The 18913-nt window shown below is 63.9% G+C and carries 17 protein-coding genes and 1 tRNA gene; 3 read left to right on the forward strand and 15 right to left on the reverse strand.

Annotation, left to right across the window (positions count from 1 at the left end):
- Positions 1-2: 2 nt before the first annotated feature.
- A complete protein-coding gene (locus HGK27_RS18465) occupies positions 3-1433 on the reverse strand; it encodes a hypothetical protein (RefSeq protein ID WP_206242529.1) in 1431 nt (476 codons plus the stop codon).
- 134 nt (positions 1434-1567) lie between these two features.
- Positions 1568-2317 (reverse strand): sterol desaturase family protein, encoded by a 750-nt coding sequence (locus HGK27_RS18470; protein ID WP_206242531.1) that lies wholly within the window; start codon positions 2315-2317, stop codon positions 1568-1570.
- 71 nt (positions 2318-2388) lie between these two features.
- On the opposite strand from HGK27_RS18470, the gene HGK27_RS18475 reads away from it, so the two are divergent.
- On the forward strand, positions 2389-2550 hold the full coding sequence (locus tag HGK27_RS18475; RefSeq protein WP_206242533.1) for a DUF1289 domain-containing protein: 162 nt from the start codon (positions 2389-2391) through the stop codon (positions 2548-2550).
- Between the two features lie 239 nt (positions 2551-2789).
- On the opposite strand, the gene HGK27_RS18480 is transcribed toward HGK27_RS18475, so the two are convergent.
- The 8 genes from HGK27_RS18480 to pstS all read right to left on the reverse strand — a co-directional run bounded on the left by HGK27_RS18480 (position 2790) and on the right by pstS (position 9852).
- Positions 2790-3269 carry an MmcB family DNA repair protein gene (locus HGK27_RS18480; RefSeq protein ID WP_206242535.1) on the reverse strand — a complete coding sequence of 160 codons (480 nt, stop codon included), beginning with the start codon at positions 3267-3269 and terminating at the stop codon, positions 2790-2792.
- A gap of 33 nt (positions 3270-3302) precedes the next feature.
- A complete protein-coding gene (locus tag HGK27_RS18485; RefSeq protein ID WP_206242537.1) occupies positions 3303-3653 on the reverse strand; it encodes a hypothetical protein in 351 nt (116 codons plus the stop codon).
- A 133-nt stretch (positions 3654-3786) separates the two neighbouring features.
- A complete protein-coding gene (locus HGK27_RS18490) occupies positions 3787-5220 on the reverse strand; it encodes a hypothetical protein (RefSeq protein WP_206242539.1) in 1434 nt (477 codons plus the stop codon).
- A 229-nt stretch (positions 5221-5449) separates the two neighbouring features.
- Positions 5450-6157, reverse strand: coding sequence for a phosphate signaling complex protein PhoU (phoU, locus tag HGK27_RS18495; protein ID WP_206242541.1), 708 nt, complete (start codon positions 6155-6157; stop codon positions 5450-5452).
- Between the two features lie 13 nt (positions 6158-6170).
- Positions 6171-6983, reverse strand: coding sequence for a phosphate ABC transporter ATP-binding protein PstB (gene pstB, locus HGK27_RS18500; protein ID WP_241127294.1), 813 nt, complete (start codon positions 6981-6983; stop codon positions 6171-6173).
- Positions 6980-7837 carry a phosphate ABC transporter permease PstA gene (pstA, locus tag HGK27_RS18505; RefSeq protein WP_241127295.1) on the reverse strand — a complete coding sequence of 286 codons (858 nt, stop codon included), beginning with the start codon at positions 7835-7837 and terminating at the stop codon, positions 6980-6982. Before pstA ends, pstB begins: the two co-directional genes overlap by 4 nt.
- Positions 7834-8820, reverse strand: coding sequence for a phosphate ABC transporter permease subunit PstC (gene pstC, locus HGK27_RS18510; protein WP_084455631.1), 987 nt, complete (start codon positions 8818-8820; stop codon positions 7834-7836). Before pstC ends, pstA begins: the two co-directional genes overlap by 4 nt.
- 21 nt (positions 8821-8841) lie before the next feature.
- A complete protein-coding gene (gene pstS / locus HGK27_RS18515) occupies positions 8842-9852 on the reverse strand; it encodes a phosphate ABC transporter substrate-binding protein PstS (RefSeq protein ID WP_206242544.1) in 1011 nt (336 codons plus the stop codon).
- Between the two features lie 184 nt (positions 9853-10036).
- On the opposite strand from pstS, the gene ppk2 reads away from it, so the two are divergent.
- Positions 10037-10975 carry a polyphosphate kinase 2 gene (gene ppk2 / locus HGK27_RS18520; protein ID WP_206242546.1) on the forward strand — a complete coding sequence of 313 codons (939 nt, stop codon included), beginning with the start codon at positions 10037-10039 and terminating at the stop codon, positions 10973-10975.
- Positions 10976-11244: 269 nt separating this feature from the next.
- Here the strand turns inward: ppk2 and HGK27_RS18525 are convergent, their stop codons facing one another.
- The 5 genes from HGK27_RS18525 to HGK27_RS18545 all read right to left on the reverse strand — a co-directional run bounded on the left by HGK27_RS18525 (position 11245) and on the right by HGK27_RS18545 (position 17763).
- A complete protein-coding gene (locus HGK27_RS18525) occupies positions 11245-12243 on the reverse strand; it encodes a CorA family divalent cation transporter (RefSeq protein ID WP_206242547.1) in 999 nt (332 codons plus the stop codon).
- 175 nt (positions 12244-12418) lie between these two features.
- Positions 12419-14026 (reverse strand): inorganic phosphate transporter, encoded by a 1608-nt coding sequence (locus HGK27_RS18530; RefSeq protein WP_206242549.1) that lies wholly within the window; start codon positions 14024-14026, stop codon positions 12419-12421.
- A gap of 161 nt (positions 14027-14187) precedes the next feature.
- A complete protein-coding gene (locus HGK27_RS18535) occupies positions 14188-15420 on the reverse strand; it encodes an MFS transporter (protein ID WP_241127296.1) in 1233 nt (410 codons plus the stop codon).
- A gap of 274 nt (positions 15421-15694) precedes the next feature.
- A complete protein-coding gene (locus HGK27_RS18540) occupies positions 15695-17431 on the reverse strand; it encodes a hypothetical protein (RefSeq protein WP_206242551.1) in 1737 nt (578 codons plus the stop codon).
- Positions 17432-17671: 240 nt separating this feature from the next.
- Positions 17672-17763 (reverse strand) — tRNA-Ser (locus tag HGK27_RS18545).
- Between the two features lie 322 nt (positions 17764-18085).
- Here HGK27_RS18545 and HGK27_RS18550 point away from each other — a divergent pair.
- Positions 18086-18889, forward strand: coding sequence for an EipA family protein (locus tag HGK27_RS18550; protein ID WP_241127297.1), 804 nt, complete (start codon positions 18086-18088; stop codon positions 18887-18889).
- The last annotated feature ends 24 nt before the right edge of the window (positions 18890-18913 follow it).

An 18913-nucleotide genomic window follows, 5' to 3' on the forward strand; every position in this document is an offset into this window, starting at 1 on the left:
TCTCAGCCTTGCTCAAGAAACTGCCGCAGCAGGCGCGACAGCGTGGCGGCCGACGGGTTCAGCGTGCCCAGCGGCTCGACATGATCCGAGCCCTGACGCACCAGCACCAGCGAGACATCATCGGCAATGCGCAGATCGCCCCAGTCGCGGGCGGGCAGGGCGGCCAGTGCCTGAGCCTCGGGCAGCGGCAGGCGGCGCGGCGTGGCACTGTTGCTGCGGCGATGCTGGCGCTCGGCGGCGATCACGGCTTTGAGGCCGCCCTGCGTCGCGGCCAGATGCGATGGCAGCGCGCCCTTGCCGATCCCCAGACGGCGGGCATGGGCCAGCACGGAGGCATATTCGGTCAGCCGCGTCTTGTCGTGATGGGCGCCGAAGACCAGCTTCACCACCGGCAGATCGGGTACGCGCGGCTGGGGGGCGAGCCCCTCGGCGGCGAGCAGGGCGGCGAGGTGTTCGGGAGCCTCGGCTCCGGCCAGCGCCAGATCATGCGCCGCGCCGATGGCTGCATAGAGCGCCTGATGATCCCGCGCGGGCGAAAGACGCAGGCCGTCGACCAACTGCCGCGCGATCTGCAGCAGGCTGTCGAGCGAGCGCCCCGGCGTCGAGGGCCAGAAGGAAGGATCGGCGGGCTGGGCAAAGCCTTCCTCGCCCTGAGGCCAGAGCGGGTGGCGTGTGGGGGCTGGCTCGGCAGCAAGGTCACGCCCATTGGGCCCATCGGCCCAACCCTGACGGCGCCAGGGCTGATCAGCCCAGGCGGCCTGATCGATGCGCGAACGCGCGCCCGGAGGCGGCACCGGGCGCGAGAGCGTGCCGGCTGCGGGCGCGGCATCCAGCGCGCCGGCAATGTCCTTGATCAGCTTCTCGCTGGCCTTGGCATCAAGCTGTTCCTTCCAGTTGATCACACCCAGAATCTGGCGAATCTTCGCGCGATGGCTGGAATCGGGATCGTCCGAGAAAGGCAGCAGAATGCCGCGATAGAGCATGGTGGTGCCCACCGGCGTATCGAACTCGGCCTCAAAGCCGATCGGCGCGCGGTTGGCGAAGATCTGCGCATAATGCTCGGTGAAGCGCGAAAGCAGCGTGCCGCGCGGCACGGTGGACAGCGCGCGCGGGCCGGTGTCGATCCCGGCCTGATCCGCCAGCCTTTTGCCGATATGTGTAAGATGCGGCGTCTCATCCGGCCCGGTGAACTCGATCAGCACCGAACTGGGCGCAAAATCGGGCAGGGCCGCCAGATCGAGCTGGTCGATCGAGGGAAACTCGCGCGATTTCAACAGTCCGGCCCAGTGATTGTAGGCATGGACCTGCATGCGCCGCTCATCACGGCCCGGGGGCACGGGCAGAATATCCCCGCCGACTTCATCCTCGTCATAGGTCGAGGTCTGCGGCGTGGCGCCGCGGCTTTCGGCATAGGGGCTGCGCATCGTGTCCATGAAGGGCTCTCGCAATCGGGGAGGCGGCGGAGGGGCCGCCGGTGATTCTGCGAGGATGATGGCGCAACTTGGTAAAAGGCGCGTTAAGTTGCGCCAGTTGTTCCCTGTGGATAATTCCGGGGTTTATGAGTCTTTTAAGCAGGCGTCTCGAAGCTGCCCAGTCCCTTATCGGTGCCGCAAAGCCTGTCCCACAAACGAAAATACAGGCCGTAGTTGCAGCGATAGTTCTGGTGATGGCGTTGATGATGCGTGGCGGTGATCAGCCAGCCACCCAATCGACCTTCCACGAGTCGGCGCGGGAAGATTTCCCAGCCCATGTGATTGGTGACACCCATGACGGTCATAATGGTCAGCACCAGCGCCAGCACGCTGACATGGAGCGGCACGATGAACACCAGCGCCGGGATGATGACGGCGCCGGTGAGGGCTTCGATGGGGTGGAAGCTCATGGCGGCCCATGCGGTGGGCGGGCGGCTGGCATGATGCACGGCATGGGCGAGGCGGAAGATGCGCGGCTGATGCATCCAGCGATGCGTCCAGTAGAACCAGGTGTCATGCGCCAGCAGCACGATCGCCAGCGAGACCGGCATCCACCACAGCGGCATGGCGTAAGGATCGCGGTAAATGCGCGTCCAGCCATGCACCTGCCAGCCCCAGGCGATGATCCCCGCTGGCAGGCCGAAGATCACGCAGGAAAGCAGAGACCAGCCAATCTCGGCGCGAATCTGGCGGCCCAGCGGTTGGTAAAGGCCGGGCTTCTTCAGCGCCGTCGCCCAGGCAAAACCGCCGCTGGAGAGCAGATAGCGCAGCGCGACAATGCCGCTCATCACCAGCGCCGATATGAACGCCGCCAGAAGCGTGGGCTGGGATGTCAGGGAGGCCATGGGAGGGATTATAGGCCCTGCGCACGTGATGGCCAGTTGTCGTGATGGACTGTCTGTGCTTGGCGTTGCGGATGAGCGACGATGTGCCTTCTCCCTGCCTTGGCCTGTGCCGTGTCGATGAAAGTGGCAGTTTCTGCGTGGCCTGCAAGCGGACGCTTGAGGAAATCGCGGGTTGGGCGACGATGGCAGGCGAAGAGAAAAAGGCTGTCTGGAAGAGGATCGAAGGGGATTAAAAGCGAAATGCGAGGGGGAAGTCTTTGTTGGTCGCATGTTTCAAGAGACATGCTGCTGGCCCTCACGCTCCCATTCCATCTCCCGGCAATAGGGTGATGGCACCCGATCGTGGCGCACCAACTCTCCACCTGCGTAACCTATGGCGCAGCGGCGTTGCTCTTTGGCTGAACCCTTGGCGCAAACGCAGACATTCATGGGAGCGCGAGGGTGTAACACCCTCGCATTGCCCTTTCATCTCTTACTCCCCCCATATCCCTATCTGGGGATCAGCAGCGACTGTTTGCCGCCTCAAGGCCGCACGGGCCAAGCGCTCCACCTCCACCTTACGGCGCGCGGCGGGCAGGGGGTGCAGCGGGGCGGGGCGCAAGACTTCGGCGTCATAGCCATCGGCCACGATCAATCCGCAGCGGTCGGGCAGGAAAGCTTCGGTGTCCATGCAGGAGCGATCGAGGTGGCTGGCCAAGCCCCAATAGAAGCGGTCGCAATGGTCGAGATATTCGGTCCATTTCGCGTCCCCGAGCAAATCGGCGCGGGCAACCTTAATCTCCACGATGATGACATGGCCCTTGGCATCGACGCCCATCAGATCGGCCCGGCGACCGTTTCGCAACGGCATCTCGGGCAGGCACCAGATATCGTTGCGGGCAAAGAGGCGACAGATGCCGCGCGCCGTGGAGGCAGCGTTGAGGAGAAGCGGGCTCGATTCGGGCGATTCCATAAGGCCCCAATCATACGAACAGAATGAGAACTTTCAAGCGGGCGGGATCAGCGCGGTGAGCCCCTCCCGGGCGCGCAGGAATTCCTGCCACAGCGCTTTGGCCGCCGGGGCACTGCCCCCGCCCTGATGTTCCACGTGAAGCAGGGCGGTCAGACCGGGCTCCAGCACGGCCAGAAGATCGTCGAGAGCCTGGTCTATCAGAAGCTGTCGCTTGCCGGTGATGGTCAGCAGCCCGGCTGGCGGGGTGATGGCAAGATCGGCTTGAGCGGTGACGCCCGCCAGTTGCGCGATCACCTGCGCCGCACCCGCCAATGCCGCCCAGCGCTGACTCAGCGGCGCGGTTTCGGCCAGAGCGGCATGGAATTCGGGCGGAATCGCATTCATGAGTCCCGAACCTAGGCGGCAGGCCTTGAGAAATTACTAACCATATTGTGGCGGCACGCGCGATGCAGGCACAAAAACGCGCCCGAACCACAAGGGATCGGGCGCGCTGAAGGTTGTGATGGAGTGGAGTGGATTAGAAGCGGATCTGGCCGAAGATGCCCACTTCGTCGTAGGTGCCGTCGCAAGGCTGGGTCACCGTGGCGCCGCAACCGATGCCGGTGGTGAAGGTGGAGCCATACGAACCGTTGTTGGTGGCGAAGTTGCCGTTGTTGACCGCGTCGCGCTTGTAGACCAGCGCGATGTCCACGATCTTCACAGGCTCATACTGGATGCCCACGTTGAAGTAGTTCTGGCGCAGGTTGGCATTGGTCCACACGTTGGGCTGAACCCACTGATGCTCGCCGAACACCGACCACTTCTTGGTGATGTTGTAGTTGCCGAAGATGGTGTAGCCCTTGGCCGAGTCCTGCGCGACCGTGGCCACGTTGTTCCAGTCCTTGGCGAAGAAGTATTCGGCGCCCAGGGTGAACTTGTCGTTCTTGAAACCGCCCATGGCGTCCAGACGGCGGGCGATGTGATAGAGCTGCGTGCCCTCGATCGCATTGCCGCGGCGGCCGATGTAGCCACCGATGTCGGCGAAGAAGCCGTTCCAGTTGGTGCCGATGCGACCTTCGAAGTCAACGTTCTTGCTGACCTTGATGTTGCGGTAGCCCGCACCGTTCACAGCAGCCAGCTGATAGTCGAAGTGCTTGCCCAGGTTACCCAGCAGGTGGATACCCCAGTCGGCCGAGGTGCCGAAGGGACCATCGATGATGGTGTTCTCGATGTGGCGATAGCCGTAGATGTTTTCGTCGTTGGCGATCCAGGGCATGTCAGCCGAACCGGCGCGGATGATCAGGGCCGGATCGATCTTGGCCTCGAAATAGGCCTTCTTGATGAAGAAGCCGCGGCCCACCGGCGAACCGAAGGACGAGGTCGTGGCATAGTCGTAGTTCGAGGTCGAACCCACGACGTTGCTGACGTCGGTCGTCACGTTGAAGGCGAAGATGTCGTTGAACTTGTGGTCGATGCCGACATACAGACGCTTGATGTCGAAGCCGGTGCCCGAACCGGTGGTCTTCTGACCGCTGGCCGACTGGTTCACATTGCTGAAGTTGAAGTACATGCGGCCCGAGATCTTGGTCTGGCCGGCCCAGCTCATGGCCGAGACGTTCTTCTCGGTCTTGGCTTCGGCAGTCTCGGTCTTGGTGGCGAGAGCCATGGCCTGATCGGCCTTGGTGCTGGCAACCTGGGTCTGCTCCTGCTGAGCGGCAACCTGGGTCTGGGTCTGGGCGACCTGAGCCTGCTGCGTGACCTGGGCCTGCTGCTGGGTGCTGACCGCATCATGCAGGGCGGCGACTTCGGCCTTCAGCGCGGCGATTTCGCTGCGCAGCTCGGCGCTGCTGTCGTGGGCCTTGGCGACGGCACGATGCTTCACGGGGTGATGCTTGGCCGTGGCGGCATTGGCGGCAGGCGCAATAAAACCGCTGGCAGCGGCAGCTGCCAACAACAAAACTTTCCGACTCATGAAATGTCCCCTGATGAGGTCTTGTGATCTGAACGCACCCGGGAATTAAAAATATGCTATGACAGTTTCGAGACACTGACATAGTTTTTTGATAGTGATTTTATACGCTTTTCAATCAATATTTTAGTGCGGCAAAAGTGCAACAAGGGCGGAAGGTTTTTACGCCTCCCGCCCTTGTCTGTGTCATAATTCCCTCACCCGGAACATCCGGATGCAGGATATTGTATTTTCAGACGATTCCCGAGGTCGAACGGGCGCCCATCGCAATGCCGGTCAGGCTGTAATAGGTGATCTCGGCAATGTTGGTGGCGTGGTCACCCACGCGCTCCAGATTCTTCGCCACGAACAGCAGATGCGCGCCATGGGCGATGCGATCGGCCTGATCGGCGCCGGGCTCGGTGATGTCCTGCAGGATCGCGCGCGACAGGGCGTTGTAGGCCTCGTCCACCACGCCATCGCGCTCGATCACATCGCGGGCCAGATCGGCGTCGCGCTCGATGTAGGCACGAATCGCGTCCTCGACCATCACCGAAACCATGTCGGCAATCGTCGGGATATCGCCTTCGGACGGGGCCACCGGAGCCTCGGCCAGAGCGACGGTGCGCTTGGCGATGTTCTTGGCGTAGTCCCCCACGCGCTCCAGATCGCCGACGATCTTGATGGTGGAGAACAGCTCGCGCAGATCATCCGCCTGGGGCGAACGGCGCGAGATGGTGTTGATCGCATCCAGCTCGACTGCCGACTGCAGCGCATCGATCTGGCCATCGTCGGCGGCGATCTGGGCGGCGGCTTCGGTGTCACGGCGCACGAGGGCTTCCACCGCATCGCTGATCTGGCGGGCGGCCAAATCGCCGCTGGTGCGGATCAGGTTGCGGATGCGCTCGATATCGCTGTCGAAGGCGCGCAGCGTGTGCGGAGGGAGGGTCTCTTCGCTCATGGTGCTTGCTTCCTTAGCCGAAGCGACCGGTGACATAGTCACGGGTGCGCGGATCATGCGGGTGGATGAACATCTGCTCGTGCGGGCCGACTTCCACCAGATCGCCGTTCAGCATGAAGGCGGTCTGGTCGGCGATGCGCGCGGCCTGCTGCAGGTTGTGAGTCACGATCACGAAGGTGAAGTTGCGCGCCTGCTCCAGCACGAACTCCTCGATGCGCGCGGTCGACTGCGGGTCGAGCGCCGAGGTGGGCTCGTCAAGCAGTACCACTTCGGGGCGCACGGCCAGCGTGCGGGCGATGCACAGACGCTGCTGCTGACCGCCGGACAGGGCGAGAGCCGAACGGTCCAGCTTGTCCTTCACCTCGTTCCACAGCGCGGCCTGAGTCAGGGCGATTTCGACGCGCTCCTGCATCTCGGCCTTGGAGAGCTTCTCGTAATGGCGCAGCGGGAAGGCCACGTTCTCGAAGATCGACATGGCGAAGGGCGTGGGCTTCTGGAAGACCATGCCGATGCGCGCGCGCAGATTGGCCAGCGAGTAGTTGGAGGCGAGGATGTTCTCGCCGTCCAGCAGGATCTCGCCGGTCGACTTCTGCTCGGGATAGAGTTCGAACATGCGGTTGAAGGTGCGCAGCAGCGTGGACTTGCCGCAGCCCGAGGGCCCGATCAGCGCCGTGATGGCGTTGGCGGGCACATCGAAGTTCACCCCATGCAGCGCGCGAGTCTTGCCATAGAAGAACTCGAGGTTGCGGACGGAGACCTTGGTGGGGCGCTGGGCGAGGTCCTGCGACCCCGTCTGCGCAGGACGATCGGTGATAAGAGCGCTCACTTGAAACTCCTTGGCCGCAGGAACAGGCGGACCGCAATGCTGAGGGCAAGAACGAAGGCGGTGACAACGAAGGCGCCGGCCCATGCCAGGGCGTGCCAGCTGTCATAGGGGCTCATCGCATATTGGAAGATCACGACCGGCACGTTGGCCATCGGGGCCGAGAGGTCGGTGCTCCAATACTGGTTGTTGAGGGCGGTGAAGAGCAGCGGGGCCGTCTCGCCGCTGATGCGGGCGACGCCCAGCAGCACGCCGGTGGCGATGCCGGTGGAGGCGCTGCGATAGATCACGTAACCCACGACCTTCCACTGCGGCAGGCCAAGGGCAAGGCCCGCCTCGCGCAGCTGGTTGGGGATCAGGCGCAGGGCCTCGTCGGTGGTGCGCACCACGACCGGCAGCAGGATCATGCCCAGCGCCAGACCGCCCGCATAGCCCGAGAAGTGGCCGGTCGTCGTCACCACCAGTTCGTAGATGAACAGGCCGACCACGATCGAGGGTGCGGAAAGCAGGATGTCATTGATGAAGCGGATCGTCTCGGCCAGCACCGAGGTCTTGCCGAATTCGGAAAGATAGGTGCCCGCCAGAATGCCGATCGGCGTGCCGACCACGATGGCCAGCAGGATCATCACCGCGCTGCCGTAGAAGGCGTTGAGCAGACCGCCCTCTTCACCGGGAGGCGGGGTCATCTGCGTGAAGAGCGCGGGACTGAGGGCCGAAGCGCCCTGAGTCACGGTCGTCCACAGGATCCACACCAGCCACAGCAGGCCGAAGAGGGTGGCGCCGGTGGCCATCACCAGCGCGATGGCGTTGGTGATCTGGCGACGGCGAACGATGGGGTTCATGGGTTGACGGCTCATCGACCCTTCCTTTCGATGCGGAGCAACATGAACTTGGCAATCGCCAGCACGATGAAGGTCACGACAAAGAGCAGGAAGCCGAGTGCGATCAGCGCAGAGTGGTAGATCGGCGAATCGGCTTCGGTGAATTCATTGGCGATGGCTGCGGCAATCGAGTTGCCGGGCATCAGCAGCGAGAGCGAGAAATCGTGGGCGTTGCCCAGCACGAAGGTCACGGCCATCGTCTCGCCCAGCGCGCGGCCCAGGCCCAGGAAGATGGCGCCCATCACGGCAGAGCGCGTGTGAGGCAGCGTCACCTTGCAGACCACTTCCCACGGCGTGGCGCCCAGCGCAAAAGCCGATTCGCGCAGCGCGGGCGGGATCGCCTGGAACACGTCGCGCATCACCGAGGAGATGAAGGGGATCGTCATGATGCCCAGAATGATGCCTGCGGTCAGCATGCCGATGCCGATCGGCGGGCCGTCGAACAGCACGCCGATGACGGGCAGCGTGGCCCAATGCTCGGTCACCCAGGGTTCGACATGCTCGCTCATGAAAGGCGCGAAAACGAACAGGCCCCACATGCCGTAAATGATGCTGGGCACGGCGGCCAGCAGCTCGATGGCCATGCCGATGGGGCCGCGCATCCAGCGGGGCGCCACTTCGGCAAGGAAGGTGGCGATGCCGAAGCTGATCGGCACGGCCACGATCATGGCGATCACCGAGGAGACGATGGTGCCATAGATCGGCACCAGAGCGCCGAACTGATGGCCGACAGCGTCCCAGTCCTTGCTGGTGATGAAGCTCCAGCCGAAGGTCTGGAAGGCCTCACGGCCGCCCCAGGCCATCGATCCGGCAGCCCCCAGCAGGAGGATGAGGACCAGCCATGCCGCGCCGCCCGTCAGCAGTCGGAAAAGCCTGTCGCCGGTGGCGGCGGCGGGTTGTCCGGTGCGTTCCGGCGTGGCCGGAGCGCCCTGTTCGGACGTTATTGTGGCGGATGACATCGCTGGTCCTCTGTCCGGATCTTACTTGATGTTGGCGGCCATGTAGGTCTCGATCTGCTTCACCAGCGCGCTGGGCAGCGGAACGTACTGCAGGTTGATCGCCTGCTGACCACCATGCTCAAGCGCCCACTTGAAGAACTTGATCGCCGAGGCCGACTGGGCGGGGTTCTTGGGGTGCTTGTACATCAGCGCGAAGGTGGTCGCGGTGATGGGGTAGGAGTTGGCGCCGGGGGCGTTGGTCATGACAAGGTAGAAGTCCTTGGCATGGGCCCAGTCGGCATGGCTGGCAGCGGCCTGGAAGCTGGCGCCGTTGGGCGAGATGAACTTGCCGGCGGCGTTCTGCACCTGCGTGTAGACCATCTTGTTCTGCACGACATAGGCATACTCGACGTAACCGATCGAGTTGTTGACCTGGTTCACGTAGGCGGCAACGCCTTCGTTACCCTTGCCACCGATGCCGGCGGGCCACGAAACGGCGGTGCCGTCCTTGCCCTTCCACTGCGCGCTGACCTGGCTCAGGTAGTGCGTGAAGTTGAAGGTGGTGCCCGAACCGTCCGAACGGTGCACGACGGTGATCGCGGCGTTGGGCAGGTTCACGCCGGGGTTCAGCGCCTTGATCTTGGGGTCGTTCCAGCTCTTGATCTGGCCGCCATAGATGTCACCCAGCACGGCGCCCGAGAAGCGCAGCTGGCCCGGCTTCACGCCAGCCAGGTGAACCACGGGAACCACGCCGCCGATGACGACGGGGAACTGGGCCAGACCGGCCGCGTCCAGCTCGCTGGCTTCCAGCGGCTTGTCGGTGGCGCCGAAGGTCACGGTGCCAGCCTTGATCTGGGCGATACCGCCGCCCGAACCGATCGACTGATAGTTGATCTTCTCGCCGCCGTGGCTCGAATAGTCAGCCGACCACTTCGACAGGATCGGGTAGACGAAGGTGGAGCCGGCACCGGTGATGTCGGCCAGGGCAGCACCGCCCGTAGCCAGAGCGGCAACCGTGGCGACGACGGTCAGCGACTTGGAAAACTTGCTCATCGAAACCCCCATTGGGTGAAAGGCGAAAACGCCTGCTCGGACGACACGATTCCGTCCTCATCGCTCGCCCTAGATTTCCTTCGTGACAGATTGGTGACAGCTGTCACGATCGAGCAAAGATGCATTTAAATTGGCGGAATTCCGCTGTCATGGTTCGGACACAAGGGGGCGATAGGCTGAACCCATGAACGACTTTGTGACAGACATCGCCCGCATCAAGGCCGAACTCGCCGACAGCTTCGATGAAGAGCTGGAGATGGAGTTGGAGGAACGCCGCCTCGACGCCCTGATGGAACAGATGCCCGGCGAACAGGACGGGGAGGTGCTCGAAAGAGACCCCGCCGGCACGGCGCTCGACCGCCGCGTCTATTTCAAGGAGCTGTTCCGCCTGCAGCACGAACTCGTGCGCCTGCAGGACTGGGTGCAGAGCCAGGGCCTGAAGGTGGTTGTGGTCTTTGAAGGCCGCGATTCGGCGGGCAAGGGCGGCGCGATCAAGCGCATCACCCAGCGCCTCAATCCGCGCGTCTGCCGCGTCGCCGCTCTGCCCGCCCCCAACGATCGTGAAAAGACCCAGTGGTACTTCCAGCGCTATGCCGCGCATCTTCCGGCGGCTGGCGAAATCGTGCTCTTCGACCGCAGCTGGTACAATCGCGCGGGCGTGGAACGCGTGATGGGCTTTTGCTCCAAGGACGAAGTCGAGGAATTTTTCCGCTCCGTGCCGGAATTCGAGCGCATGCTGATCCGCTCGGGCATCATCCTGATCAAATACTGGTTCTCCATCACCGATGAAGAGCAGCAGTTCCGCTTCAACATGCGCATCGAGGACCCCCTCAAGCAGTGGAAGCTTTCCCCCATGGACGTGGAATCGCGCCGCCGCTGGGAAGACTACACCGCCGCCAAGGAAGAGATGCTGGAGCGCACCCATATCCCCGAAGCCCCCTGGTGGGTGGTCGAGGCCGTGGACAAGAAGAAGGCGCGCCTGAACTGCATCGCTCACCTGCTGGAGCAGATCCCCTATGGCGATGTGGAGCGCGCACCGGTGGTGCTGCCCCCGCGCGTGCGCCACGAGGATTACGAGCGCCACCCGGTGCCGCGTGAGATGTATGTGCCTGAGAAGTATTGAGGGTTTCAGGCAGGAAGAAGGATAAGGGCGAGGGGGTTACCCCCTCGCGCTCCCGGAACGTCTTCCGACACGAGTGTTGGTGGCATCCCATGGGGGCGTAACCTTTCCATGGGCACAGAAAAGGCGCCGCAGGCAGGAATGCCCCGGCGCCTTTTCTCGTTTGAAAGCCTGCGGCGCAGCGGCGTTGCGCTGAGGCCGAACCCTTGGCACAAACGCAGACATTCATGGGAGCGCGAGGGTGTAACACCCTCGCATTTCCGTCTTCCTTCTTACTTCCGCCTGACCAGACCCATAACCCGCAACAACCACCAGGTCAGCGCGCCAGCCAGCAAGGCCACCAGCGTGGCGAGAACCGTCCCGGACTGCCCCTGAGCGAAAGGCAGCCCCCCGGTGTTCATCCCGAAGAAGCCGGTCACCAGCGTCGCAGGCATCATCAACGCCGTCAGCACCGAGAGCAGATAGACGTTCTCATTGGTGCGCTGCGCTGCCTGCAGATCCAGCTCATCGCGCAACTGGCGCAGATGGTGCTGCGCGGCGACGATATCGGTGTCCATATCGATCAACCGGGGCAAAAGGTTTCGTGCCATTGCGCAGATGCTGTCGGGCAGGCGGGGCTCGCGCTCCATGCGCTGCATGGTGGCGCGCAACCCCACGGTCATGCGGTGGAGCTGGGCGGAGAGGCGACGGGCCCCCATCAACTCGCGCGAGTCCGGCATATGGTCGTGTTCCATCAGCTCGGTCTCGGCTTCCAGCAATTGCGTGCCAAGGTCGGCGACCAGTCCGGCCAGCCCCTCGATATGGGTGTCGAGCAGCAGGGAAAGCGCCTGGGTGGCATCCTGAATGTCCGGGCCTTGCTCCAGTTGGGCCCGGACCAGATCGGCGCCACGCAGCGGGCGGATGCGCCCGGTGACCAGCAGTCCCGGCCGCATCATCACATGCAGCGCGCCCACGCGATTGGTGGTGTTCACCGCGAAATCGCGCTCGAAATCATGGATGGTGAAGGCCAGCGCATCGCCGACCATCTCGAAACGCGGTGCGCCCTCGCGGCCATGCATCACCGCCAGCAGCCTTGCGGGCGCTCCGGACTGGGTATCGAGCCAGCGCAGGCTGCGCTGGTCCGCCATATTGAGATGCAGCCAGCGGAAAGGCAGGTCGGCGGGCGGTTCGCGGTGATCCAACTGATAGACGCCCTGATCGGCCTGACTGTAGCACCAGATCGCCGCGGGGTGCTGCACGCTTTCGCGCAGGGCTTCGCTTTCATCCATCATGGGCGGTCCATTGATCGCTGTGGCGCCGAGCCGGCTGACCATGCCGGGCGGAAACGCCTGCAGTGCATATAGAGAGAGGGCGGCTGACCCGAGTGATCGGATCAGCCGCCCCAAATATCGATCTTATCGTGCTTTTCCAAGAGGCCGGATGGCTCATCCGGCCCCGGAAAGCTGTTTAGAAAATCGCCGACAGGATCACGTAGAGCACGCCCGAAATCAGGATCGAGCAGGGCAGGGTCAGCACCCAGGCCAGCGCCATGTTGCGCAGCGTGCTGGCCTGCAGACCCGAACCATTGGCGGCCATGGTGCCCGCCACGCCCGAGGAGAGGACGTGGGTGGTGGAGACCGGCAGGCCGAAGGCGTCGGCCATGCCGATGGTGGCCATGGCGGTGATTTCGGCAGCGGCGCCCTGAGCGTAGGTCAGGTGGGTCTTGCCGATCTTCTCGCCCACGGTGACGACGATGCGCTTCCAGCCCACCATCGTGCCCAGGCCCAGCGCAAGAGCCACGGCGACCTTCACCCAGGTGGGGATGAAGCGCGTGCCCTTGTCGAGCGAGCCCTTGTAGGCGGTGAGAGCCTTGGCCTCGGCATCCGAGAAGCCGATGCTCTTGTCGGCAGCGGCCAGCTTGAGGCCTTCCGATGCCAGATACATGTCGTTGCGCATGTTGCGGGTGGCGGTGGCGGGCACGCGGGCCAGCGAGCCATAGCCCTTCACCTGGCTGTCGATGTCGCTGACCAGAGCGCCCAGCGAGGCGACGGTGTCAGCGGTCTTTTCCTTGGTGGCGATGTAGGTTTCGACGGCCTTTTCGGCATTGGCAGCAGGCTTGGCATTGCCGGAATGCGCAGCCAGAGCGGCGGCGGCAGCGGCGGAACCGGTGTGGAACTGCGCCTCATAGGCCGAGGGCACGGCGCGGTTCAGGGCATAGGCGGTGGGGACGGTGCCGATCAGGATCAGCATGATCAGGCCCATGCCCTTCTGACCGTCGTTCGAACCGTGGAAGAAGCTGACGCCGGTGCAGGTGCCGATCAGCAGGATGCGGATCCACAGCGGCGGCGGGTTGCCGTTCTGGGGCTCGCGATAGAGGGCGGGCACGCGGACCAGAGCGCGGGCCACGAAGAACAGCGCGCCGGCCATGATGAAGCCGAGGATCGGCGAGAAGAGCAGGGCGCGGCCGATGTTGGCGGCCTGAGTCCAGTCCACGCCCGAGGTGCCGCTGCGGCCATGCAGCAGGGCATTGGCGACGCCCACGCCGATCACCGAACCGATGAGCGTGTGCGAGCTGGAGTTGGGAATGCCGAAGAACCAGGTGGCCAGGTTCCACAGGATCGCCGCGATCAGCAGGGCGAAGACCATGGCAAAGCCCTGACCCGCGCCGACCTGCAGGATCAGCTCGACCGGCAGCAGCGAGATGATGCCGAAGGCCACCGTGCCGGTGGAGACCAGCACGCCCATGAAGTTGAAGAAGCCCGACCAGACGACCGCGACATTGGCGGGCATCGAATTGGTGTAGATCACCGTGGCCACGGCATTGGCGGTGTCGTGGAAGCCGTTCACGAATTCAAAGCCCAGTGCGATCAGCAGGGCGATGAACAGCAGGGCATAGGGCAGGAAGGCGGTGGCATGCACGCCCGCCGCGCTGGCATCGCTGTAGACGCTGGACGCGACATAGCCGATGCCGACCAGCATGGCGGCCAGAAAGCCGAGCTTCCCGGCGGTGCCCAACCCCTTGTCGAGGTCGGCCCGGGCGACAGGCGCGGTTGGAGTGGCAAGGGTGGCATTCATCGGGAGTTCTCCTTCGGGCCGAAAGGATAGTCCCCCGATGTGACAGATTTGCGAGAGTCGAAAAGAAGCGTGTTAAAAAGAGGTTAAATCACGACCCCGAGAATTCGACAAAGTTTTTGCCAAGCGACTCGGGGTTGTTGGGAGGGGATTCTCAAGCGGTTTTAACAGGCTTCGCAAGCGGTGGCATCGCTGCTTGCATCGCGTGCTTCCAGCCGCATGGCCAGAATCAGGATCAGCAAGCCGCCGATTGCCAGCGCCGCGCCCACCAGCCCTGTCGAGGCCCAGCCATAGCCCCCCGCAATCGCCAGACCGCCCAGCCACGGGCCCAGCGCATTGGCGGTGTTGAAGGCCGAGTGATTGAGCGCGGCAGCCAGACTCTGCGCCTCTCCGGCCACATCCATCAGGCGGGTCTGCAGGATGGAGCCCATGGCGCCGCCGCAGCCGATAGCGAAGATCACCACCACCATCGCCCACAGGCTGTGGACCGCCAGCGGATAGAGCGCCAGCCACAGCGCGCTCCACACCAACAGCGCGGCGGCGGTGGGCATCAGCGCGCGGTCTGCAAAGCGCGGCACGAACATGTTGCCCAGAGTCATGCCGACGCCAAAGATGGCGAAGATCAGCGAAATGGTCGCCGGAGAAGCATGCGTCACATTCTCCAGCGCGGAGGCGAGATAGGTGTAGACGCAGAACATGCCGCCAAAGCCGATGGCGCCCACGGCCAGAGTCAGCCAGACCTGCCCGTTCCTGAGCGCATCGAGTTCGCGCAGCGGGTTGATATCGGCATCCGGCTTGTCATGCGGCACGAAGATGGCGACCATCGCCGCGCAGAGCAGCGCTAGAATGGCGACCACGCCAAAACCCCAGCGCCAGCTCATCACCTGACCCAGCCAGCTGGCCACGGGCACGCCGATGGTGGTGGCGATGGTCAGCCCCAGCATGATCCGCCCCACCGCCTGAGCGCGCTTGCCCGTGGGCACCAGCGAGGCGGCCACCAGCGCGGCCACGCCGAAATAGGCACCATGCGGCAGGCCGCTGAGGAAGCGGAAGGCCAGCATCCAGTGATAGTCCGGCGCGATGGCGCTCAGGGCGTTGAACAGGCAGAAGGCGGCCATCAGCAGGATGAGCAAAGTGCGCCGCGCCAGCTTCGCGCCCAGCACCGCCAGCAGCGGCGCGCCGATCACCACGCCCAGCGCATAGGCGCTGATCACATGGCCCGCCGTGGGCGCATCGACGCCGAGCCCGGCGGCCATGGGGGGCAGCAGGCTCATGGTGGCGAATTCGGTGGTGCCGATGGCGAAACCGCCCATCGCCAGAGCGAGATGCACCAGACCCACGGGCACGCCGCGCGTGTCGACCTGGGCGATGGGAGTGTCAGGGAGGGGACTGTCCATGGCTTACATCACCCCTGTCGAGATGCGGGCAGCCACGGCGGACTGGAGGCGGGCTGGTTCGGGATAACGTCCCGAAGGCGTGACAGGATTAAAAGGCACCAACTGTTCCGTTCATCGAGCGAATGGGGGGCGTTCGCAAAGGCTCCCTGCACGTTCGAGCCACCGTCCGATCCGGACAGGCATGAACAGGGCAACCTTCTTCGAGAGAGGCCATCATAACCTTCTTCGCGGTTGCAGCATAGACCCTAAGGCATTTTCTGCCAGAATGGAGGCGTTACAGCATGTTGCCGCTGACCGTGTTCAGCCCTGCTGCGCCTGCCGTGGTGATCGCCGTGCCGTTGATCGTCAATTTGGCCGATGCGGAGGGGAGCAGCGATGAATCCACCCCCGTGCCATTGAACTCATTGTAACTGTTGCCATCGCCCACCACGGTGATGCCTGCCGCGACCTTGCCTTTCGCGCCGCGTGTGAAGGGGGCGACAAGGTTTCTGGTCGAATGGCCTTCCATCCGCACGGCGGCGGCCAGCGTCTTGACGGCATTGAGCGTGTGGGGACGTATTTCGAACCCGTCGGTATTGGCGATGCGCACTGCGGCTCCGCTCGATTCGAGAATCTGCGTTTCGGAGACGCAGCCGCCGCCGTGACAGTCCACGATCTCGACCCCGCCCGCGCCTTTGCCGGGGCCCATCACCAGCTGGCCGCCGGTGAGATTGACGATGCCTTCATTGCCGCGAAAGGAAATGGCCGGGGTGCTGACGCCCGCAGCCGGCGCGCAATAAGGCTTCGACACTTCGACCGAGCCCGAGCGGTTTACATTCCAGATGCGGATGGCATTCGTCTCGTAACCATCGAGCACGGGATGTTCGATCAGGCAATCGGTGTTGCCGAAAGTGTCCTTTTCGCCCCGGCCGAGGAACTGCCCGTTGATCGCCAGCGGCTGGGCGCATGCGCTGGTTTCGAAATGCTCGACCCACAGATCGGTGAAATATTGGTCGGCGACGAGGCCCGAGCAGTCGGGGAAAGCATGCGTTCCGATGGCGGTGCATTTCTCGATATGCAGAGAGGCATTGCCGCCTGCCAGTCCGATCTCGGCCCCGCCATTGATGTAGAAGCCGATATGGCGGTCCGTGCCCTTACCCTGGCCGGAGCCGGTGCGTTGCGAGCGGCAACGCAGGACGTGAACATCGACCGCGCCGCCGAACTGATAGCCATAGATCCCGTCATAGGCCCAGAGATCGGACAGGTCCGAATTGCGGATCGTGCCGACATCGATGACGGGCAGGGGCTTGCCGATATCGGGCGGCCGATTGAACTGCACCCAGAGCCCGCGCAGCGTGATCCCGGCGGGATAGTCGTTGATATGGCGGGGGCGTTCGTCGGGGCCGAGGCGCAGCACGGGGCGGTCGTTGAACAGGCCGATCAGGCGTGTGGCCGATCCCGGCGTGCCATCATAGACGCCGAAAGAGCCAAGCAACTGCCGGGACCCTTGCGAGACGATAACGCGCTGGCTGACGTAATAATCACCGCGCTGGAATTGCACCACTTGGCAAGCGGCGATGCAGGCCATGATCGCGGCATGGCTGTCGAAGCTGTCCACGGTGGATCTGGCGCCCCACCATTCGGGATGGCCTGCTGCCGGAGGCGTGCTGAAGGCGATCGATCCGGCTCCGGCGAAAAGCTGGACCGGCGGGGCGGTCAAGCCGGGGCCGAGTGTCAGCACCACACCAGCGGCGGGCTCCAGCCGACCGCCCTCGAACAGGAGGGATGATGTGAGCGTGTAGCTGGCGGCGATCTTGTGGCGCCTGGTGAGGCGCAAAGGCAGGCCTGCTGCCGAGGCTGCGTGATCGGCCGCGCGCAAGGCGGCGCTGTCCTCGGCGATGCCATCGCCATTGGCGCCAAAATCCATGGGGTTGATGCTGTCGCTCGGGAGCGGAGCGGCCATGGCGGCGGATGCCAGCGACAGGCAGGACAGGCCGGCAACAAGAAACGAGCGGCGGTCGCGAAATGTCATGCCGGCGAGGGACTTGGGAGCGGCGGTGATGGCGGTCCTCCTGCAACGCTGTGGGGCATGCGATCTCTGTCCGCCGTCAGGCCGGGACGCAAGCCTTCCGCCATGGGCGAAGGATCATATCGGGCCAAGCGTTGTGGGGATGGCCATCAAGGGCCCGGCGTGGGGCGATGGTGTCGAATCTGTTGGGGAAGTCATCACGCGCAGGGCAGGCTGAAATAGTGTTTCATATTCAGCATGCCGTGGCGGAGACGGAGGGATTCGAACCCTCGGTGCCGAATTCTCAGCACGACGGTTTAGCAAACCGTTGGTTTCAGCCACTCACCCACGTCTCCGGATCGCAGCGGCGAGGGGGCGCTATAACCATGCCTTTTCACCTCGGCAAGAGGGGGCAAGGCATTTCTTTCAACTTTTCCGTGTCGAACCGTTTTACACCTCGTTCAGCTTGGCGTTCATCTTGCTGTTGCTATCCATTGGGCTTCGATTGGTCGCATCGGCGACTCCGCCTGCCGAAGCAGGCGGATGGGTGGTCTTCCCCAATGGCGGGATCATCTGCGATGCGATAGGCAAGCAAGCCTTGCCTGCGGATCAGGCAAGCAACATGGCGCGAGCCATGCAGGAAACGGATGGGGTGCAATGGTGCTGAATGTGCGAAAGATGAAGCGCTCTGTCGCGCTGGTGGCCGGGGTGGTTGCACTGAGCCTGGTGAGTGGGCCCGTGATGGCGCAATCCTCTCAGCAGGGGATCGATTCCGATCTGGTCAAGCCCGGGCAGGATGATACGCAGGCCCAGCAGCCCTTGCCGCCCGCCAGCCCGGCGCCCCAAGGCAGCTATAACCAGGGTGGCTACAACAGCCCCACCTACAACAATGCGCAGCCCAACTCAGGCTACACTTCGGGCCAGCCCTATGCTCCCCAGCAGCAGGCGCCCGGTCAGGCCATGCCGCCCGCCAATCCCACCGGCCCGCAAGGCCCCGGGGGCACCTATCATGAGGACGATCTGATCGGTGCGGCCACCGGCGTCTTCGGCACCGGTGCCAAGGGGCTGGCCGAAATCATCCGTGGCATCCTCAAAAAGCAGGGCGAGCCCGATGGCTATATCGTCGGGCGCGAGGCAGGCGGCGCCTTTGTGGCCGGTCTGCGCTATGGCTCGGGCACGCTCTATCACAAGATCGAGGGGCAGCGCCCGGTCTATTGGGCCGGGCCCTCGCTGGGCTTCGATGCCGGGGCCAGCGCGGGCAAGACCTTCGTGCTGGTCTACAACCTCCACAACACCGACGACCTCTTCCACCGCTATGGCGCGGGCGAGGGGCAGGCCTATCTGGTGGGCGGCTTCCATGTCTCCTACCTGCGGCGCGGCGACGTGGTGCTGATTCCGGTGCGCATGGGCGTTGGCCTGCGGCTGGGCGTCAACGGCGGCTATATGAAGTTCACGCAAAAGCAGACGTGGTTGCCTTTCTGAGGCCCGTTCCAGCGCTGGAACAAG

The organism is Novosphingobium terrae, assembly GCF_017163935.1.
Lineage (GTDB): Bacteria > Pseudomonadota > Alphaproteobacteria > Sphingomonadales > Sphingomonadaceae > Novosphingobium > Novosphingobium terrae.